We start from the raw sequence: 15603 nt of genomic DNA, 5'->3' as shown, positions 1-15603 counted from the left end.
CGAAAAGCTCCTGGTGGACAAGCTTAAATATGGACCATTATATGGTCCAAATCAAGATTTCGGCCAATGGAAGGGGATGCGGCTGTCGCCCGTGAGCTGGCCCTCCGCGTCGAAGCGGCGTTCCAGGGCGAGACCGGCGCCGTCCGGGGCGATGGCGAGGATGCTGCTGCAGCGGGTGCCATAGATGGGATTGCGGATGAAGATGGGGGAGAGGGGCGGTTCCAGCGGGGCGTCGGAGGGCGTGGCCGGGGCGATGCCGGTGGCGGGCAGGGTTTCGCGGCGTAGCGCATCGAACAGGCTTTCCGGATCGGTCGCGCCGGCGACGAGCCATTGCAGCATCGCCGCCTTGAGCGCGAGCGTCTTGGGCCAGGGCTGGTCGAGCGGGCCGTTGGAGAGGCCGTAGAGGCCGGGCGCGAGCAGGCTGCGCTGAGGCTCGGGACGGTTGGTGAGGAAGATGAGCCGGTCGCGGTCGGCGAGCAGCAGGTTGAACGGGTTGAAATCGTCGAGCGTCGCCGCATGGGGATCGGCATAGGTGCCGGTACCGGCCAGCAGGTCCGTGACCAGCGCGCCGCGCGAGGCGCGGTCGGGCAGGGGATCGCCGAAGCCGCGCAAATTGGTGATGACGGCGGCCCGGCCCTGTTCGTCCGCGCCGAGCCAGGTGCCGCCCGATTGCAGGTCGCGCCCGGCGATCAGCCCCGGCCGATCGTCCCAACGGGTCATCGCGGCGGCGGGGCGGGCATGATATTCGTCGCGATTGCCGATCAGGACGAGCTGCCAGCGCGGGTGCGCCCGCCAGGCCAATGCCACGATACACATATTGCCGCCTCCTTCACGCAACACCGGCTTGATAAATCACGCGGTCGCCGCCATATAGGGGGTGCCGGGTTCGCCCGGCTATGGTGATAAATCGTGTCGTATAATAGACGCAGCGGACCCGGGGGCAGTACCCGGCGGTTCCACCACATGTCCCGGAAGGTCGCAAGGCTCGGCGGGATGTCTGACGGGGCCGAACTAGGATCGACGTGTGTTCAAAGGCGATGCTTTTACCCGGCCCGTGTAAGCCGTTAAACTGTGCAAAACTCACAAGTGCCAACGATAACGAAGCACTCGCCATTGCAGCGTAATTGAGGGCCTCACGGCCTGACATTATACTAAAATAGCGCGGTTGAACCCACCGGGCAACAGAAGGGAATTCAGCGGCCCCCGGAGGCGCCGGGCAACAGAAGCCTCCGGACCCTTTCCCATTTCGATGATCTGAGCGGCTGGGCGTGCACCGGTCATGCACGCCTATATCGCGATTCGAATCGCCGGTTGAAACCGGCCAATCATTCGATTACGCTTTTATGACACTCTTGTGTAAAACTTATAATTCTCTGAAATTAAACGAATAAAAAACAAAATCACGGTCCCTTGCTGATCTTGCTCCAACGTCATCAAAGTGAAATACTTCTGGCTATGTTGGGAAGTTTTTTCAGGAGAAATGAGATGGTGAAAGTCGCTGCGATTCTCGGTCTCGCGGTGGCTGTGGCTGCCCCGATGGCCGCTTCCGCCCAGCAGGCGGGTTCGGTCGAGGTCGGCCTGCCTGATGGACGCCTGGCTGCCGCCGCGCTGAGCCAGGGGGATTTTGCCCGGGCCGAGCGCCGGCTGACGGCTGTGCGTCCCGATGCCGCCAATGACGCGGCGCGTCTCATCAATCTGGGCAATGCCTATGCCGGCCTGGGTCGCATGGTCGATGCGCGCAATGCCTATCAGGCAGCGCGCTATGCGCCGGAGGCCATGCTGGTTCTGGCGGATGGCAGCGAGGCTTCGTCGCGCGATATCGCGATCAAGGCGATGGATCGGCTGCAGGCCAGCTACGCGATGCGCTGAGACCCGTTTGGAAAATGCGCGAAAGAGCGCATTTTCGATGCGGATGCGCCAGCGGCGCATGTCCAAACAGACTCTAAGGCGCGCAAATCCAGTCTTTGATGCTTGAAAAGGGGCGCTGCCGGTGGGTGGCGCCCCTTTCCATGTCACCTATTTGTCATCAATGTCTCTGAAATGTCATTTTAGAGACATTGATACGTCATAAAATGAAAATGAGGCTGTCATTTACGGCGCCTACCTGCCGCTTCCGAGGGCGACAGGGGGCGTTGTCCGATTCGAGTTCCCCCTTGCGCTCCGCATTTCAACAAACCCGGTGTCCAGCCGGAGCGGAGACGACATGGCCAAGATCAACCGTATCCATACCATCCTGATGGCGGGCTGCGCCTGCGCCGCGCTGAGCGCTTGCGGCGCCGACGACATCGCCTCGCCGGGCGAAGGCACCATCGTCATCCCGACCCCCACGCCGACGCCGACCCCGACGCCGACCCCGACGCCCACGCCGACGCCCACTGCGGTGACGCCCGCTGCAGGCTGCCCGACGATCGCCGGTTCGGATCAGCTGGTCGACCAGGGCACCATCACCAACACCGTCACCGGCGACGCATGGCGCAACTGCGCCTTCCCGGCGCGCTTCAGCAGCTCGACCGCGATCACCAAGACCGCCGGCGTGATCTATTCGCTGCCCGGTCGCGTCGATGTCGGCACCGACCAGGGACCGTCCAGCACCAATACGGTCGCCACCCTGACGATCGATCCGGGCGTGGTCATCTTCGCCAGCACCGGCAACGCCTATCTGGCCGTCAACCGCGGTAACAAGATCAACGCCGTCGGCACCGCCACCGCGCCGATCGTCTTCACCAGCCGTGAAAACGTCCTGGGCACCGCCACCGACCAGTCGTCGGGCCAGTGGGGCGGCGTCGTGCTGCTTGGCCGCGCCAAGATCACCGACTGCGCCGCGCCGGCCGCCGCGCCGGGCACCGTTGCCTGCGAGCGTGACACCGAAGGCACCAGCAACGCCCTCTATGGCGGCGCCAACGACGCCGACAATTCGGGCCGCATGTCCTATGTCCAGATCCGCTATTCGGGCTTCGTCCTGGCCGACAGCAAGGAATTGCAGGGCCTGACCCCGTCGGGCGTCGGTTCGGGCACCGTGATCGACCATATCCAGGTTCACAACAGCTCGGACGACGGCATCGAAGCGTTCGGCGGCAGCTTCAACATGAAGTATCTGGTGCTGACCGGTAACGAGGACGACAATCTCGACACCGACGTCGGCTTCCGTGGCACCGCCCAGTTCATCATCTCGGCCCAGCGCGAAGGCAACAACATCGGCGATACCTTCCTCGAAACCGACTCGAACGGTTCGACGACGGCGACCAACGCCGGTGAAGACGCGCTGCCGCGCCAGTATCTGAAGGTGGCGAACTTCACCCATATCCAGCGTTCGAACACCGGCGACGACGGTGCGGCGATGCTGGTCCGTGGTGGCGCCGACATCGCCCTGGTCAACGGCATCATCGTCAGCCCGAACCAGAGCTGCCTGCGCATCAACAGCGCCGCGACGGTGCGTGACGCCGACGCCACGCTGCAGGACGCCGGCAAGCCGCGCTACATCTCGGTCGTGATGCAGTGCAACAGCACCCCGTACAAGGGCACCGGCGGCGTCGACGTGGCGCTGGTCCAGTCGATCTTCGAGGCCGGCCCGAACAGCACCATCAGCTACACCCCGTCGCTGACCAGCCTGTTCATCAACGGCGCGACCGAAACCGCCCGCACCGCCGTCGATCCCAAGACGATCGACGCGGCCTTCACCACGACCGCTTATATCGGCGCGGTCAAGGACAGCAGCGACACCTGGTATGCCGGCTGGACCTGCAATTCGGTGAGCGCCAGCTTCGGCAGCACCAGCAAGGCCTGCACGGCGATCCCGACGACCTGATCGAACGGACCTGACCTCAATAGGGGCGGGGGAGCGTGCATGGCCGCTTCCCCGCCTTCTTTGCACTGAATTTCTGAGGGGAACCTTCATGTCGATGCCGCTGAGCATGGCCCGCCTGCTCCTGATTTCCACCGCTTTGGTCGCGCCGGCCGCGATGGCGCAAACCACGCCCGCAGGCGAAGCCGGCGGCGCCGTCACCCCGTCGGGCACACCGACCGCGCAAGAAGAGGCCGATGCCCAGTCGGGCAATGTCGACGTGTCGATCCCCGGCGCCGACATCATCGTCACCGGCCGCCGCACCAGCAACATCTCGCAGGCCGCGCCGCAGGTGGTGAACGTGCTGTCGGCCGCGGACATCAAGCGCACCGGCGAAGGCGACATCGCCGGATCGCTGCAGCGCGTGACCGGCCTGTCGGTCGTATCGGGCGGCTATGTCTATGTCCGTGGCCTGGGCGATCGCTATTCGCTGGCGCTGCTCAACGGTTCGCCGCTGCCTAGCCCCGAACCGCTCAAGCGCGTCGTGCCGCTCGATATCTTCCCCACCAGCGTGATCGCCTCGACCCTGGTGCAGAAGAGCTATTCGGCCAATTTCCCCGGCGAGTTCGGCGGCGGCGTCATCAACCTGACGACCAAGGCGATCCCGACCGAAAGCTATCTGGAACTCACCGTCGGCAGCTCGGCCAATACCGAGACGTCGGGCCAGATGGGCTATACCTATTATGGCAGCAAGTCGGACTGGACCGGCTTCGACGACGGTTCGCGCGACACGCCGCCGCTGCTCAAGCAGGCCTTCGCCAGCGGCGTACCCTTCTCCAACATGGACCGGTCGGACCTGCAGGCGATGTCGATGCAGCTGCTCAACAGCGACACCACGCTGCTGCAGCGGACCAACAGCCTGCCGTTCAACTTCAACGGTACGATCAATGGCGGCACCGCCGTCGACATTGGCAGCGACGCGCGTCTGGGCGTGATCGCCACCGCATCCTACAGCAACAAGTGGCGCACCCGCGCCAACCTGCAGCAGGCGTCGATCGACCTGACCCAGGAAACGCCGGGCAAGAGCGCCGACCAGGTGATCACCGACAATGAGGTGACGGTGAACGGCCTGCTGGGCCTGGGCCTGGAATGGGGCGACCAGAAGGTCCGCTGGACCAACCTCTATATCCGCGACACGCTCAAGCGCGGCCAGCTGTCGGTCGGCTATAATGACGGTGCCATCCAGGGCGCCGACTATATGACGCAGAATACCGCCTGGTATGAGCGCCAGCTGATCGACACCCATGTCGCCGGCGAGTTCAAGCTGACCGACGCGCTGAGCCTCGATGCGCGCGGTGGCTATTCCAACTCGCAGCGCGAAGCGCCCTATGAGCGCGAGTTCGTCTATGTCCGCACCAATCGTGACCTGGTGGTCGATCCGGTCGGCGACCGCTACATCAACGCGCTCAATCGCCAGCGCGGCGATGCGTCGGTCACCTTTAGCGACCTGAACGAGGATCTGTGGTCGGGCAGCGCGGACCTGAGCTACAAATTCTCGCCTGATTTCTCGATCACGGCGGGCTATGCCTATACCGACACCAAGCGGACCTCGTCGCGCTACGAGCTGCATTATGACGCGACCAACCTGCCGATTTCGGTGCAGCAGGAGCGTCCCGACTATCTGGTGTCGGACGCGACGATCCAGCTCTATGACCTGACCATGCTCGACTTTTCGGGCAATTATCCGGTCTATGACGCGGCTCTGCGCGTCCATGCCGGCTATGGCCAGGTTCAGGCCGAGCTGTTCCCGGGCCTCAGCGTCAACGCCGGTGTTCGCTTTGAAAGCGGCAAGCAGTCGGTGACCGGTATCGATGTCTACAATACGGGCGACCAGCCGACCAATGTCATCGAGAAGGACTATTGGCTGCCGGCGGTCACGCTGACCTATCAGCTGCGCCCCGACATGCAGTTGCGCGCCAGCGCCTCCAAGACGGTCGCCCGCCCGCAGTTCCGCGAGCAGATCGCCCAGCCCTATGTCGACACGGAATCCAACCGCACCTATCGCGGCAACCCGTTCGTGACCGACAGCGAGCTGTGGAACGCGGAAGTGCGCGGCGAATGGTATATGGGGCGTGACGAGCGCTTCACCCTGGCCGGCTTCTACAAGAAGATCGACAATCCGATCGAAACCTACACCACCATCAACGACGTCTATGCGGTGACGACCAGCTTCGCCAACGCACCCGAGGCGCAGCTTTATGGTGCCGAGGTCGAGCTGCAGAAATATTTCCCGCTCGACGGGATGTCGGGTTCGGACTTCTTCCAGAGCCGCCGCGTCGTCCTGATCGGCAACTACACCTATACCCAGTCGAAGCTGAAGGTCGGCGCCAGCGACACCACCATCCCCTATACCTACACCACCGGCGACCTGCCGCTGGCGTCGGACTATTTCCGGGATGGCGCGCCGATGACTGGCCAGTCGGACCATCTGGCCAATCTGCAGATCGGCCTGGAGGATACCGACAAGCTGTCGCAGCAGACGCTGATGCTGACCTATGCCAGCGACCGCGTCACCAGCCGCGGCCCCAACCAGCAGCCCGACATCAAGGAACGGCCGGGCCTGACGCTCGATTTCGTGGCCCGCCAGGGGGTCAAGTTCCCCGGCGGCATCAACAGCGAGATCAAGTTCGAGGCGCGTAACCTGACCGGCCGCAAATACCAGGAATTCCAGGAACTGGACGGCAACCGGGTCTATTATAACCGGTACAAGATCGGCACGACCTTCGCGCTGGCGATGACCGTCGCCTTCTGACATCGCGCGCCCGGGCAACCGGGGGCGGCCCAACGAAAAGAGCCGGTCCGCAGCGATGTGGGCCGGCTTTTTCGTGGATGGGCAGAAGTGGCGATGTGTTGCTCTGAAAAGGCCAGCCTGAGCGTGTCGGTTATCCGGATCTTTCGGCAGGCTTAGGAGAGGCTTCCGTCAGGATGACGCCGGGAGTGATTGGCAGGCAGCGACCATTTGTTGCAACTCGTTTGGTAATTCGAGATCGCCAATTGCGGACAAAACCTGACGCTGCAATATATGTGTTACGGCGTTAGGCCGCCTAATCCATTTGCTTGTCCTAGCGAGGTTTTAGTGGCTAGATTGGCGCTTATTTTCGTATTTTGTATCGCTCCATTATCCGCCAGTGCGAGAGAAGCGAGCCCTATGATCCGAATTAGCTTTGCCGAGGACTGGATGAAAAAGCCTCCGGAAGTCGTAAAAGGCAGCGGCACTTGGCGGAATTTTTCCAGCAATAACACGGCAGAATCAGCGCTATCTGAAGCAATTTTGCGCTGCGGCCAAAAGCGATTCAAGTGGGACGCAATAGGTTTCGGCCATGGCAATTCAATGCTTATCGATAATGAAGCTGGGGCGATGGCGAGAATCAAGTGTGCTGCTGCTCTAGTGCCTTTCTCTTTAGTTATCGAACGGTGAGACGCCGGGTGGCAGGTGGTGAGAGTTTATCTAAAAAGCCAAAAAGCCGGCCGTCCGCAACCCACCCATTCCCGCCCTTCCTTCTTTCTCCTCCGCGCTCTTCGCGGCTCCGCGCGAATAATGAATCATGCGGAGCCGCGAAGAGCGCGGAGAAAGGGGTATGAAGAACTGCCAAAACAATCTGGCGCTTAGCCACCCCAACTCCGTCACCCCAGCGAAGGCTGGGGTCTCAGGCGGTGGCAGAAAGAGGCCAGCCGTCTTGCGCTATCCGTTTATGTCGCGTGCGCCTGCCTGAGATGCCAGCCTTCGTTGGCATGACGGGATCAGGGGCATTCCGGACCCCACCCATCCTTGCCATCGGATCATGACCGGTCGCGTGCTCGGGCACTCATGTTGCTTAGCCCCAGGGGCGTTCGCGATACCATTTGGTGATGACATGCTTGACGCCGCTGCGCACCTTCATGCCGTGGTGGATGCTGGCGGGATTGTAGCTGTCTGGATCGAGGCGATTGTTCCAGGCGAGCAGCTTGCCGGTTTCGGGCTGGACCGTCTTGCCGATCTTGGTGAAGCGGGTGGCGCCGCCGGCGGCCGGTTCGTTGAGATAGACCATCAGCGTCCAGGTGCGGTTGCCCGCGACCGAACAGAATTTCTGATAATCCGGCCCCTTGGGCTCGAAATAGTCGGTATGCGCCTTGAACTCCTGGCCGACGGCATAGCGCTGGCCCTGGATCGGTTCGCCATATTCGCTGGCGATACCGGCAAAGGCATCGAGCCGGGCGTTGATCGCCGCGACGACCGGGTCGCCATGGTCGAGGTCGCAGGTCTCGCTGGTGCGGAAATAGCCGTCGCCATTGGCGTCGGCGATGGTCGATGGCCGGCGTTGGGCGTCGATCCGTTCGATGAGCGCCGCGCATTCGACCGGGGTCAGGAAGGCGCGCTGGATGAAGAGGGTCAGGTCTTTGCTCGGCACGCGCTGGATGCGCGGATGGGCGGCGATCCAGGCGGGATCGGCATCCGGTGCGGCGGGCGGCGAAAGCAGATCGGATGAGGTCATGGCGGTTTCCGCGATAGACGGCGCAGGCCGCCGGTTTCCGTGCTTTAGCTATCGCTCGACCTGCGAAATGCAAGTGTCGTCGCGCGCCTGTTGTTCGTGTCATATTTGCGTAACATAACCGTCATCTAGCGGTAAGACGGATTGCTTAGCAGGCGGGCGAACCAAGGGGGGTATTTCGGCTCATGCGTGTGCCGTTCGGCGACAAGATGCAGGGATGGCGGCGCTTTGCCCGTCCGGTCGACTGGCTGGGGCTGGTCGAGAAGCTGTTGATGGCCGTGCTGGTGCTGCAACTGGCACGCCTGCTGTGGGTGCTGCTGACGCCGGTGGGCGCCTTTGGCCCCTGGGAGGGGCGTCAGGCACAGCTGCTGTCGGCCAGCGCGCGGCAGGCGCTGTTTGCGAGTTTCGACCCCTTCTTTCGCAGCGGTGCGCCGCAGGCGGGCAATGGCGTCGTCACCTCGCTGGCGCTGACCCTCTATGGCGTACGGCTGAACGAGGGTTCGGGGCTGGGGTCGGCGATCCTGGCGACCCCGGACGGCGTGCAGAACAGCTATGCCGTGGGCGACGAGATCATACCCGGCGTGGTGCTGAAAGCGGTCGCCTTCGACCATGTGACGATCGACCGGGGCGGAGCGGAGGAGCAGGTGTTTCTCGACCAATCGCAGCCCGCGCCCGAGGCAGGCGGGGAAGGCGGCGCGCCGCCCGCGCCTGCGCCGGGGCAGGGCGTGCCCTCGCCGGTGCCGGGGCGCGACAGCCCGACCGCCGACAGCATCAAGCGCGACATCGGCTTCACCCCGCGCATGCAGAATGGCCGCGTGACCGGCCTGATCCTGACGGCCAAGGGGCCGGGTTTCCAGAATGCCGGCTTCCAGCCGGGTGACATCATCAGCCAGGTCAACGGCCAGCAGATCGGTTCGGCGGGCGATCTGGCAACATTGCAGAACCAGATCGTGCCCGGCGCGCGTGTCTCCCTGACCGTAGAGCGTGGCGCCGCCGTCGCGTCCATCAACCTGATATTGCAAGGCCAATGACCAGAGATTTGCTCCAATATTCCGCCGCGCTCGCGTTGATCCTGGCCGCGCCGATGCTTGCCCCCGTGCCGGCCTTCGCACAGCAGACGCTGAATGTGCGCGACGCCGATATCCGCGCCTTCATCCAGGATGCCGCGCGCGTCACCGGTCGCACCTTCATCATCGACAATCGGGTGCAGGGCAAGGTGTCGGTGGTGACCGACCGGCCGCTGTCCAAGTCGGAATATTTCGAGATCGTGCTGTCGACCCTGCGCGCCAACGGCCTGGTCGCGATCCCCGCGCCGGGCGGCGCCTATCGCGTCCAGCCGGCCGACGGTGCCGCCGGCCAGCCGAGCGCGGTGGGCCGCGCGGCCACTCGCAACAGCTTCGTCACCGAAGTCTTCCGCCTGCGCTCGGTCGATGCGGCCAGCGTGCTGGAGACGCTGCGCCCGCTGATCAGCAAGGAAGGCACGGTCACCGCCAATCGCGCCGGCAACAGCATCGTCGTTGCCGACTATGCCGACAATGTCGCGCGCATCCGCCAGGTGATCGCCCGCGTCGATCGCGACACCAGTTCGACCCAGATGGTGATGCTGAAAAATGCCGGCGCGCGCGAGATCGCGACATCGCTTCAGGCGCTGGTCGCCGGCGGCGGGGGCGGCGAGAATGGCGCGCCAGCGGCGGCCAGCGTGGTGCCGATCGACAGCAGCAATGCGATCGCGATCCGGGGCGACGTCAACACCGTCACGCGCCTTGCCACCATGGCGCGGGAGCTGGACCGGCAGGCGGCGAGCGGTACCGAGATTCGCGTCTACTGGCTGGAACATGCCGATGCGGAGAAGCTGTTGCCGGTGTTGCAGCAGCTGATCGGCCAGTCGAGCAGCACGCCCGTCACCTCGTCGGTTCCGGCCGCCGGAGCCAGTGGCGGCAGCGGCGGCGGCGCAGCCCCGGCGAGCGCAGCGGCAGCGCCGGTCGTGGCCGCCTCTACCGGATCGAGCGGCAGCGGCATTTCCACGCGCGGCCCGGCGATCGTCACCCGCTATGAAGGCGCCAATGCGATCATCGTTGCGGCGAACAGCGACGTGCAGCGCATGCTGGGTGAGACCATCCGCCAGATCGACACCCGCCGCGAACAAGTGCTGGTGGAGGCGATCATCGTCGAGATCAGCGATGCGGCGGCCAAGAAACTGGGCGTGCAGTTCCTGCTCGGCAGCACATCGACCGGCTTTGCCGCGACCAATTACAGCAATGCCTCCCCCAGCCTGATCACCATCGCCGGTGCCTATGGCGCCACCCAGCTGGGTACGACCAAGACGACCGTGGTGGCGGCCGATGGCACGACCACGACGACCGAGACCCAGACCAACAGCGACCTGGCCAACAGCCTGACCCAGGCGGCGGTCGACAGCCTGGCGGGCGCGACCGGCATTATCGGCGGCCTGGGCACCCAGATCGGCAAGAACGGCATTTTCGGGGCGATCATCAATGCGGTGAAGTCGGATACCGAGAGCAACCTGTTGTCCACGCCGTCGGTGATGACGCTGGACAATCAGAAGGCGTCGATCCTGGTCGGCCAGCAGGTGCCGGTGACCACCGGCGAAGCGCTGAGCCAGAATTTCGACAATCAGTTCCGCACCGTCCAGCGCCAGGATGTCGGCATCAAGCTGGAGGTGAAGCCGCAGATCAACACCGGCGGCGCGATCAAGCTGTTCCTGAAGCAGGAAGTGTCGAGCGTGGCGGGGCCAGTCAGCAATTCGAGCAGCGACCTCATCATCAACAAGCGCGAGATCGAAACCACGGTCACGGTCGATGACGGCGAGATACTGGCGCTGGGCGGCCTGCTGGACGATAATGAGCGCAAGACGATCGAGCGCATCCCGCTGCTGTCCGACATTCCGGGCATTGGCGAACTGTTCAAGTCGCGCAGCAAGAGCCGGACCAAGACCAACCTCATGGTCTTCATCCGGCCGACCATCCTGCGCACCAAGGAAGACGCGCAACGCCTGACCCAGCAGCGCTATGGCTATGTGCGCGGCATGCAGTTGCAGCGCAGCCCCGACAGCGAGCCGACCATCGACGAGCTGGTGCGCGACTATATGGGGGCGCAGCCGCCGATCGCGCCCCAGCCCGGCGACGTCGTGGTCGAACCGCAGGCTGGTGTGCCGGCAACGGCGCCGGCGCCGGGACAGGTCCAGGTCATCGAACCCACGGTGCGGCAGTCGAGCGGCGTCGTCCGCCCGGTCGACCTGCCGCCAAGCGGAGAGCAGAAGTGAGCGAACTGGAGCAAGGGGCACCGTTGCCGTCGGTTCTTCCACTACGGCCGGTCGATATTCCCTACGGCTTTGCCCGCAAGCATGGCGTGGTGATGCTGCCGCAGGATGGCGAGCGACTGGCGATCGCGATCCGCGAGGGCAGCGATCCGCGCGTGCTGCTGGAGGTGCGCCGCCATCTCGCCCGCAGCTTCGACGTGCGCTTTGTCGAGGCGCCGCAGTTCGACCGGCATCTGTCGGACCATTATGCGATGGATGGCAGCGCCGCCGCCATGGCTGGGTCGATCGAGATGGGCGCGGACGAGCTGGACATTCTGGCCGCCGACATTCCGACCGCCGACGATCTGCTCGACAGCGCGGACGATGCGCCGGCGATCCGCCTGATCAACGGCATCATTGCCGAGGCCGCGCGCCAGGGCGTGTCGGACATCCATATCGAACCCTATGAGACCGGCCTGGTCGTACGCATGCGCGTCGACGGCGTGCTGCGCGAGACGCTGCGCATGCCGCCCCATGTCGCGCCGGTGGTGGTCAGCCGCATCAAGGTGATGGCGCGGCTCGACATCGCTGAACGGCGCGTGCCGCAGGATGGCCGCATCGGCCTGACGCTGGGTGGCAAGCTGCTCGACGTGCGCGTTTCGACCCTGCCGAGCCGGGCGGGCGAGCGGGTGGTGCTGCGTATCCTGGACAAGGAAAATGCCGGCATCACGCTCGACCTGCTGGGCATGACCGGCGCGCCCGACCGCATCTTCCGCGAGGGGCTGGGTGAACCGAACGGTATCATCCTGGTCACCGGTCCGACCGGTTCGGGCAAGACGACGACGCTCTATGCGGGGCTGCGCAACCTGAATGATGGCAGCCGCAATATCCTGACCGTCGAAGACCCGGTCGAATATGCGATGGAGGGCGTCGGCCAGACCCAGGTCAATGCCAAGGTCGGCCTGACCTTCGCCGCCGGGCTGCGCGCGATCCTGCGTCAGGATCCCGATGTCGTCATGGTCGGCGAAATCCGCGACCGCGAGACCGCCGAGATCGCGGTGCAGGCGTCGCTGACCGGCCATCTCGTGCTGTCGACCGTCCACACCAATGACGCGGTCGGTGCGATCACCCGTATGCGCGATATGCGGGTCGAGCCTTTCCTGCTGGCCTCCACGCTGCGCGCCGTCGTCGCCCAGCGTCTGGTGCGGCGGCTGTGCCAGCATTGCCGCGAGCCGGTGCAGGCCGACAAGTCGGCGAGCGCGCTGCTGGGCTTTGATCCGGGCACCATCATCTATCGGGCGCGTGGCTGCGACGAATGCAGCGGTACCGGCTACAAGGGCCGGATCGGCGTGTTCGAGGCGATCCGCGTCGACGACACGATCCGCCGCCTGATCAACGATGGCGGCGATGAATCGCTGATCGCTCGCCATGCCTTCCTGAATGCGCCGAACCTGGGGTCGGCCGCGCGCGCGCTGGTGCGCGACGGCCAGACCACCGCCGAGGAAGCGATCCGGGTGTCGCGCCGCGACGCGATCGAGGCGGAAACCATCGCCGATGGCTGATTTCGACTATGTCGCGATCGACCCGGCGGGCAAGGAACGCAAGGGCAGCGTCAAGGCTGACAGCGTCGAAGAGGCGCGGGTCAAGCTGGACACGCGCAAGCTGTTCGTCGTCCGGCTGGAGGCCGGTGCGGCAGACAAGGCGCGCAAGCGGGCCGGCCTGTCGCTGCGCGCGCCTAAGCTGTCGGCCAAGGAACTGACGCTCTTCACCCGGCAGCTCTCCACCCTGGTCCAGGTGAGTCCGCTGGAAGAATCCCTGCGCACCATTGGTCGCCAGAGCGAGCAGGATCATGTCCGCGCGATCGTGGGCAAGGTCCATTCGGGCGTGCTGGAGGGCCGGCGGCTGGCCGATGCGCTGGGCGCGGAGCCGAAAAGCTTTCCCGCCCTCTATCGCGCGATGATCTCGGCCGGCGAAAGCTCCGGCAGCCTACCCACCATCATGGAGCGATTGTCGGAACTGATGGAGCGGCAGGCGATCATGCGCTCCAAGGTGCTGACCGCGATCGCCTACCCTTCCGTGCTGGCGACCTTCGCCGTGTTCGTGGTCGCGGCGCTGATGATCTTCGTCGTGCCCAAGGTGGTCGAACAGTTCGACACGGTGGGCCAGCAATTGCCGCTGCTCACGCGGATGGTGATGGCTATTTCCGCCTTCCTGGCGGGCTATTGGTGGCTGTTGCTGATCCTGATTGGCCTCAGCGCCTTCGGCTTCTGGCGCGCGCTCAAGATCGACAGCTTCCGCTATCGCTTCGACGCGGGGCTGCTGGGCCTGCCGGTGCTGGGCCGGCTGATCCGCGACCTGCACGCCGCGCGGATGGCGCGCACGCTCTCGACGATGGTGGCGAGCCGGCTGCCGCTGATGGAGGGTCTGTCGCTGACCGCCAATACCGTGCATAATCGGGTACTGCGCAAGGCGTCGGACGAGATTGTCGAGGCGATCCGGGGCGGTGGTAGCCTGTCGGCGGCGTTGAAGCGGGCAGGGGTGTTTCCCCCGCTGCTGGTCTATCTGGCGGCGAGCGGCGAGAGTGCCGGGCGGCTCGACACGATGCTGGAACGCGCGGCCGATTATCTGGAGCGCGAGTTCGATGCCTTCACCTCGACCGCGCTCGCCATGCTGGAGCCGATCATCATCATATTGATGGGCGGCATCGTCGCCGTCATCATCCTGTCCATCCTGCTGCCGATCCTGCAGCTGCAAAGCCTGACCGGGGCTTGAAGGAGTAGAATATGCTGAAGTTGAACAAGATCCGGGCCGCGCTGATCGAACGAGAGGCACAGCATGCCCCCCGCCGTTCCGCCGAAGACGGCTTCACGTCTGCGAGGCGTTCCGCCGAACACGGCTTCACGCTGGTCGAACTGATGGTCGTGATCGTCATCATCGGCCTGCTGGCGACGATCGTGGCGATCAACGTCATCCCCGCGACCGACACCGCCCGCGTCGAGAAGGCCAAGGCCGACATTTCGACCATCGAACAGGCGCTGGAGCAATATCGCCTCGACAACCTGACCTATCCCGCCGCGTCGGACGGGCTGCAGGCGCTGCTCAATCCGCCCGCCTCGCTGGCGCAGCCGCAGCGCTATCGCCGCGGCGGCTATATCAAGAAGCTGCCGCAGGACCCGTGGGGGCGCGCCTATATCTACACCGTGCCGGGCAGGAAGGGCGCGTTCGACATCAGCTCGCTGGGCGCCGATGGCCAGCCGGGTGGCGAGAATGAAAATGCGGACATCTATTCCAGCGAACTGTGAAGGCGCGCGCCTTCCGCGGGCCTTGATGGCCGGACGGTGGATGACGGTGGCTGACCGGCGGATTTCTCCTGCCGTCATCCTGACGAAAGTCAGGATCCATTCGGCGCTGCGTCGTGAGCGGAGCGCCGAATGGATCCCGGATCAAGTCCGGGATGACGGCGGTGAGCGGGACGGCCGTTCCGCCGAACACGGCTTTACGGCTTTGAAACGTTCCGCCCAACAGGGCTTCACGCCTTTGAAGCGTTCCGCCGAACACGGCTTCACGCCTTTGAAGCGTTCCGCCGAACACGGCTTCACGCTGATAGAACTGATGGTCGTGCTGACGATCATCGGTTTCATTTCGGCTGCCGTGGTGATCGCCATTCCCGATCCGCGCGGGCGGATCGTCGATGATGCCGATCGCTTTGCCGCGCGCGTAGCCGCCGCGCGCGATGAAGCGGTCGTCACCGCGCGCCCGATGGGTGTGTGGGTCTCGGCCTCGGGCTATGGCTTCCAGCGCCGCGAGGGCGGCCAATGGGTGCCGATGGAGGAAAACCCCTTCGTCAGCACCAACTGGAAGACCGGCACGCGGGCGCTCGTCGGCAAGGATGGCCGCCAGCAGATCGCCTTTGACGGCACCGGCCTGCCCACCGATCCGCTGACCATTACCCTGGCGCGCGAGGCGGAGCGGGTGCAGGTCAGCGTCGACATGGCCGGAAAGGTCGCGGTCGGTGGTTGATCGGCGGCCCTTTT

At 64.6% G+C, this 15603-nt stretch carries 12 protein-coding genes and 1 other RNA gene; 11 read left to right on the top strand and 2 right to left on the bottom strand.

All coding sequences use genetic code 11. The features are described from left to right. Positions 1-51 precede the first annotated feature (51 nt). Entirely contained in the window at positions 52-816 is a 765-nt protein-coding gene (locus PMI04_RS12980) for an NRDE family protein (RefSeq protein WP_007708917.1), read from the bottom strand. A gap of 24 nt (positions 817-840) precedes the next feature. Here PMI04_RS12980 and ssrA point away from each other — a divergent pair. The 5 genes from ssrA (at position 841) to PMI04_RS12955 (ending at position 7259) form a co-directional block, all read left to right on the top strand. Then, positions 841-1196, top strand: a transfer-messenger RNA (tmRNA) gene (ssrA, locus tag PMI04_RS12975). A gap of 289 nt (positions 1197-1485) precedes the next feature. Further along, positions 1486-1869 (top strand): hypothetical protein, encoded by a 384-nt coding sequence (locus PMI04_RS12970; RefSeq protein WP_007708903.1) that lies wholly within the window; start codon positions 1486-1488, stop codon positions 1867-1869. 334 nt (positions 1870-2203) lie between these two features. After that, complete coding sequence (locus PMI04_RS12965) at positions 2204-3805, top strand: hypothetical protein (RefSeq protein ID WP_007708901.1); 1602 nt, start codon at positions 2204-2206, stop codon at positions 3803-3805. 88 nt (positions 3806-3893) lie between these two features. Beyond that, entirely contained in the window at positions 3894-6593 is a 2700-nt protein-coding gene (locus PMI04_RS12960; RefSeq protein WP_007708896.1) for a TonB-dependent receptor, read from the top strand. 396 nt (positions 6594-6989) lie between these two features. Continuing rightward, the gene (locus tag PMI04_RS12955; RefSeq protein ID WP_283184779.1) at positions 6990-7259 is read left to right on the top strand and encodes a hypothetical protein; all 270 of its coding nucleotides are present in this window, start codon (positions 6990-6992) and stop codon (positions 7257-7259) included. Positions 7260-7656: 397 nt separating this feature from the next. Here PMI04_RS12955 and PMI04_RS12950 read toward each other — a convergent pair whose 3' ends face one another. Then, positions 7657-8313 carry a 2OG-Fe(II) oxygenase gene (locus PMI04_RS12950; protein ID WP_007713488.1) on the bottom strand — a complete coding sequence of 219 codons (657 nt, stop codon included), beginning with the start codon at positions 8311-8313 and terminating at the stop codon, positions 7657-7659. 182 nt (positions 8314-8495) lie between these two features. Here PMI04_RS12950 and PMI04_RS12945 point away from each other — a divergent pair, with 182 nt between their 5' ends. The 6 genes from PMI04_RS12945 to PMI04_RS12920 all read left to right on the top strand — a co-directional run bounded on the left by PMI04_RS12945 (position 8496) and on the right by PMI04_RS12920 (position 15589). After that, positions 8496-9341, top strand: a complete 846-nt coding sequence (locus tag PMI04_RS12945) for a type II secretion system protein N (RefSeq protein ID WP_007713490.1) — start codon at positions 8496-8498, stop codon at positions 9339-9341. Then, positions 9338-11593 carry a type II secretion system secretin GspD gene (gene gspD, locus PMI04_RS12940; RefSeq protein WP_007713497.1) on the top strand — a complete coding sequence of 752 codons (2256 nt, stop codon included), beginning with the start codon at positions 9338-9340 and terminating at the stop codon, positions 11591-11593. Before PMI04_RS12945 ends, gspD begins: the two co-directional genes overlap by 4 nt. A 23-nt stretch (positions 11594-11616) precedes the next feature. Continuing rightward, entirely contained in the window at positions 11617-13131 is a 1515-nt protein-coding gene (gspE, locus tag PMI04_RS12935; protein WP_238535990.1) for a type II secretion system ATPase GspE, read from the top strand. Beyond that, a complete protein-coding gene (gspF, locus tag PMI04_RS12930; protein WP_007713499.1) occupies positions 13124-14341 on the top strand; it encodes a type II secretion system inner membrane protein GspF in 1218 nt (405 codons plus the stop codon). Before gspE ends, gspF begins: the two co-directional genes overlap by 8 nt. A gap of 11 nt (positions 14342-14352) precedes the next feature. Continuing rightward, entirely contained in the window at positions 14353-14871 is a 519-nt protein-coding gene (gene gspG / locus PMI04_RS12925) for a type II secretion system major pseudopilin GspG (RefSeq protein ID WP_007713500.1), read from the top strand. 268 nt (positions 14872-15139) lie between these two features. Next, positions 15140-15589 carry a GspH/FimT family pseudopilin gene (locus PMI04_RS12920; protein WP_349293600.1) on the top strand — a complete coding sequence of 150 codons (450 nt, stop codon included), beginning with the start codon at positions 15140-15142 and terminating at the stop codon, positions 15587-15589. Positions 15590-15603 lie beyond the last annotated feature (14 nt).

The organism is Sphingobium sp. AP49, from assembly GCF_000281715.2.
Classification (GTDB): domain Bacteria; phylum Pseudomonadota; class Alphaproteobacteria; order Sphingomonadales; family Sphingomonadaceae; genus Sphingobium.
This window is presented reverse-complemented; position numbering and strand designations above follow the sequence as displayed.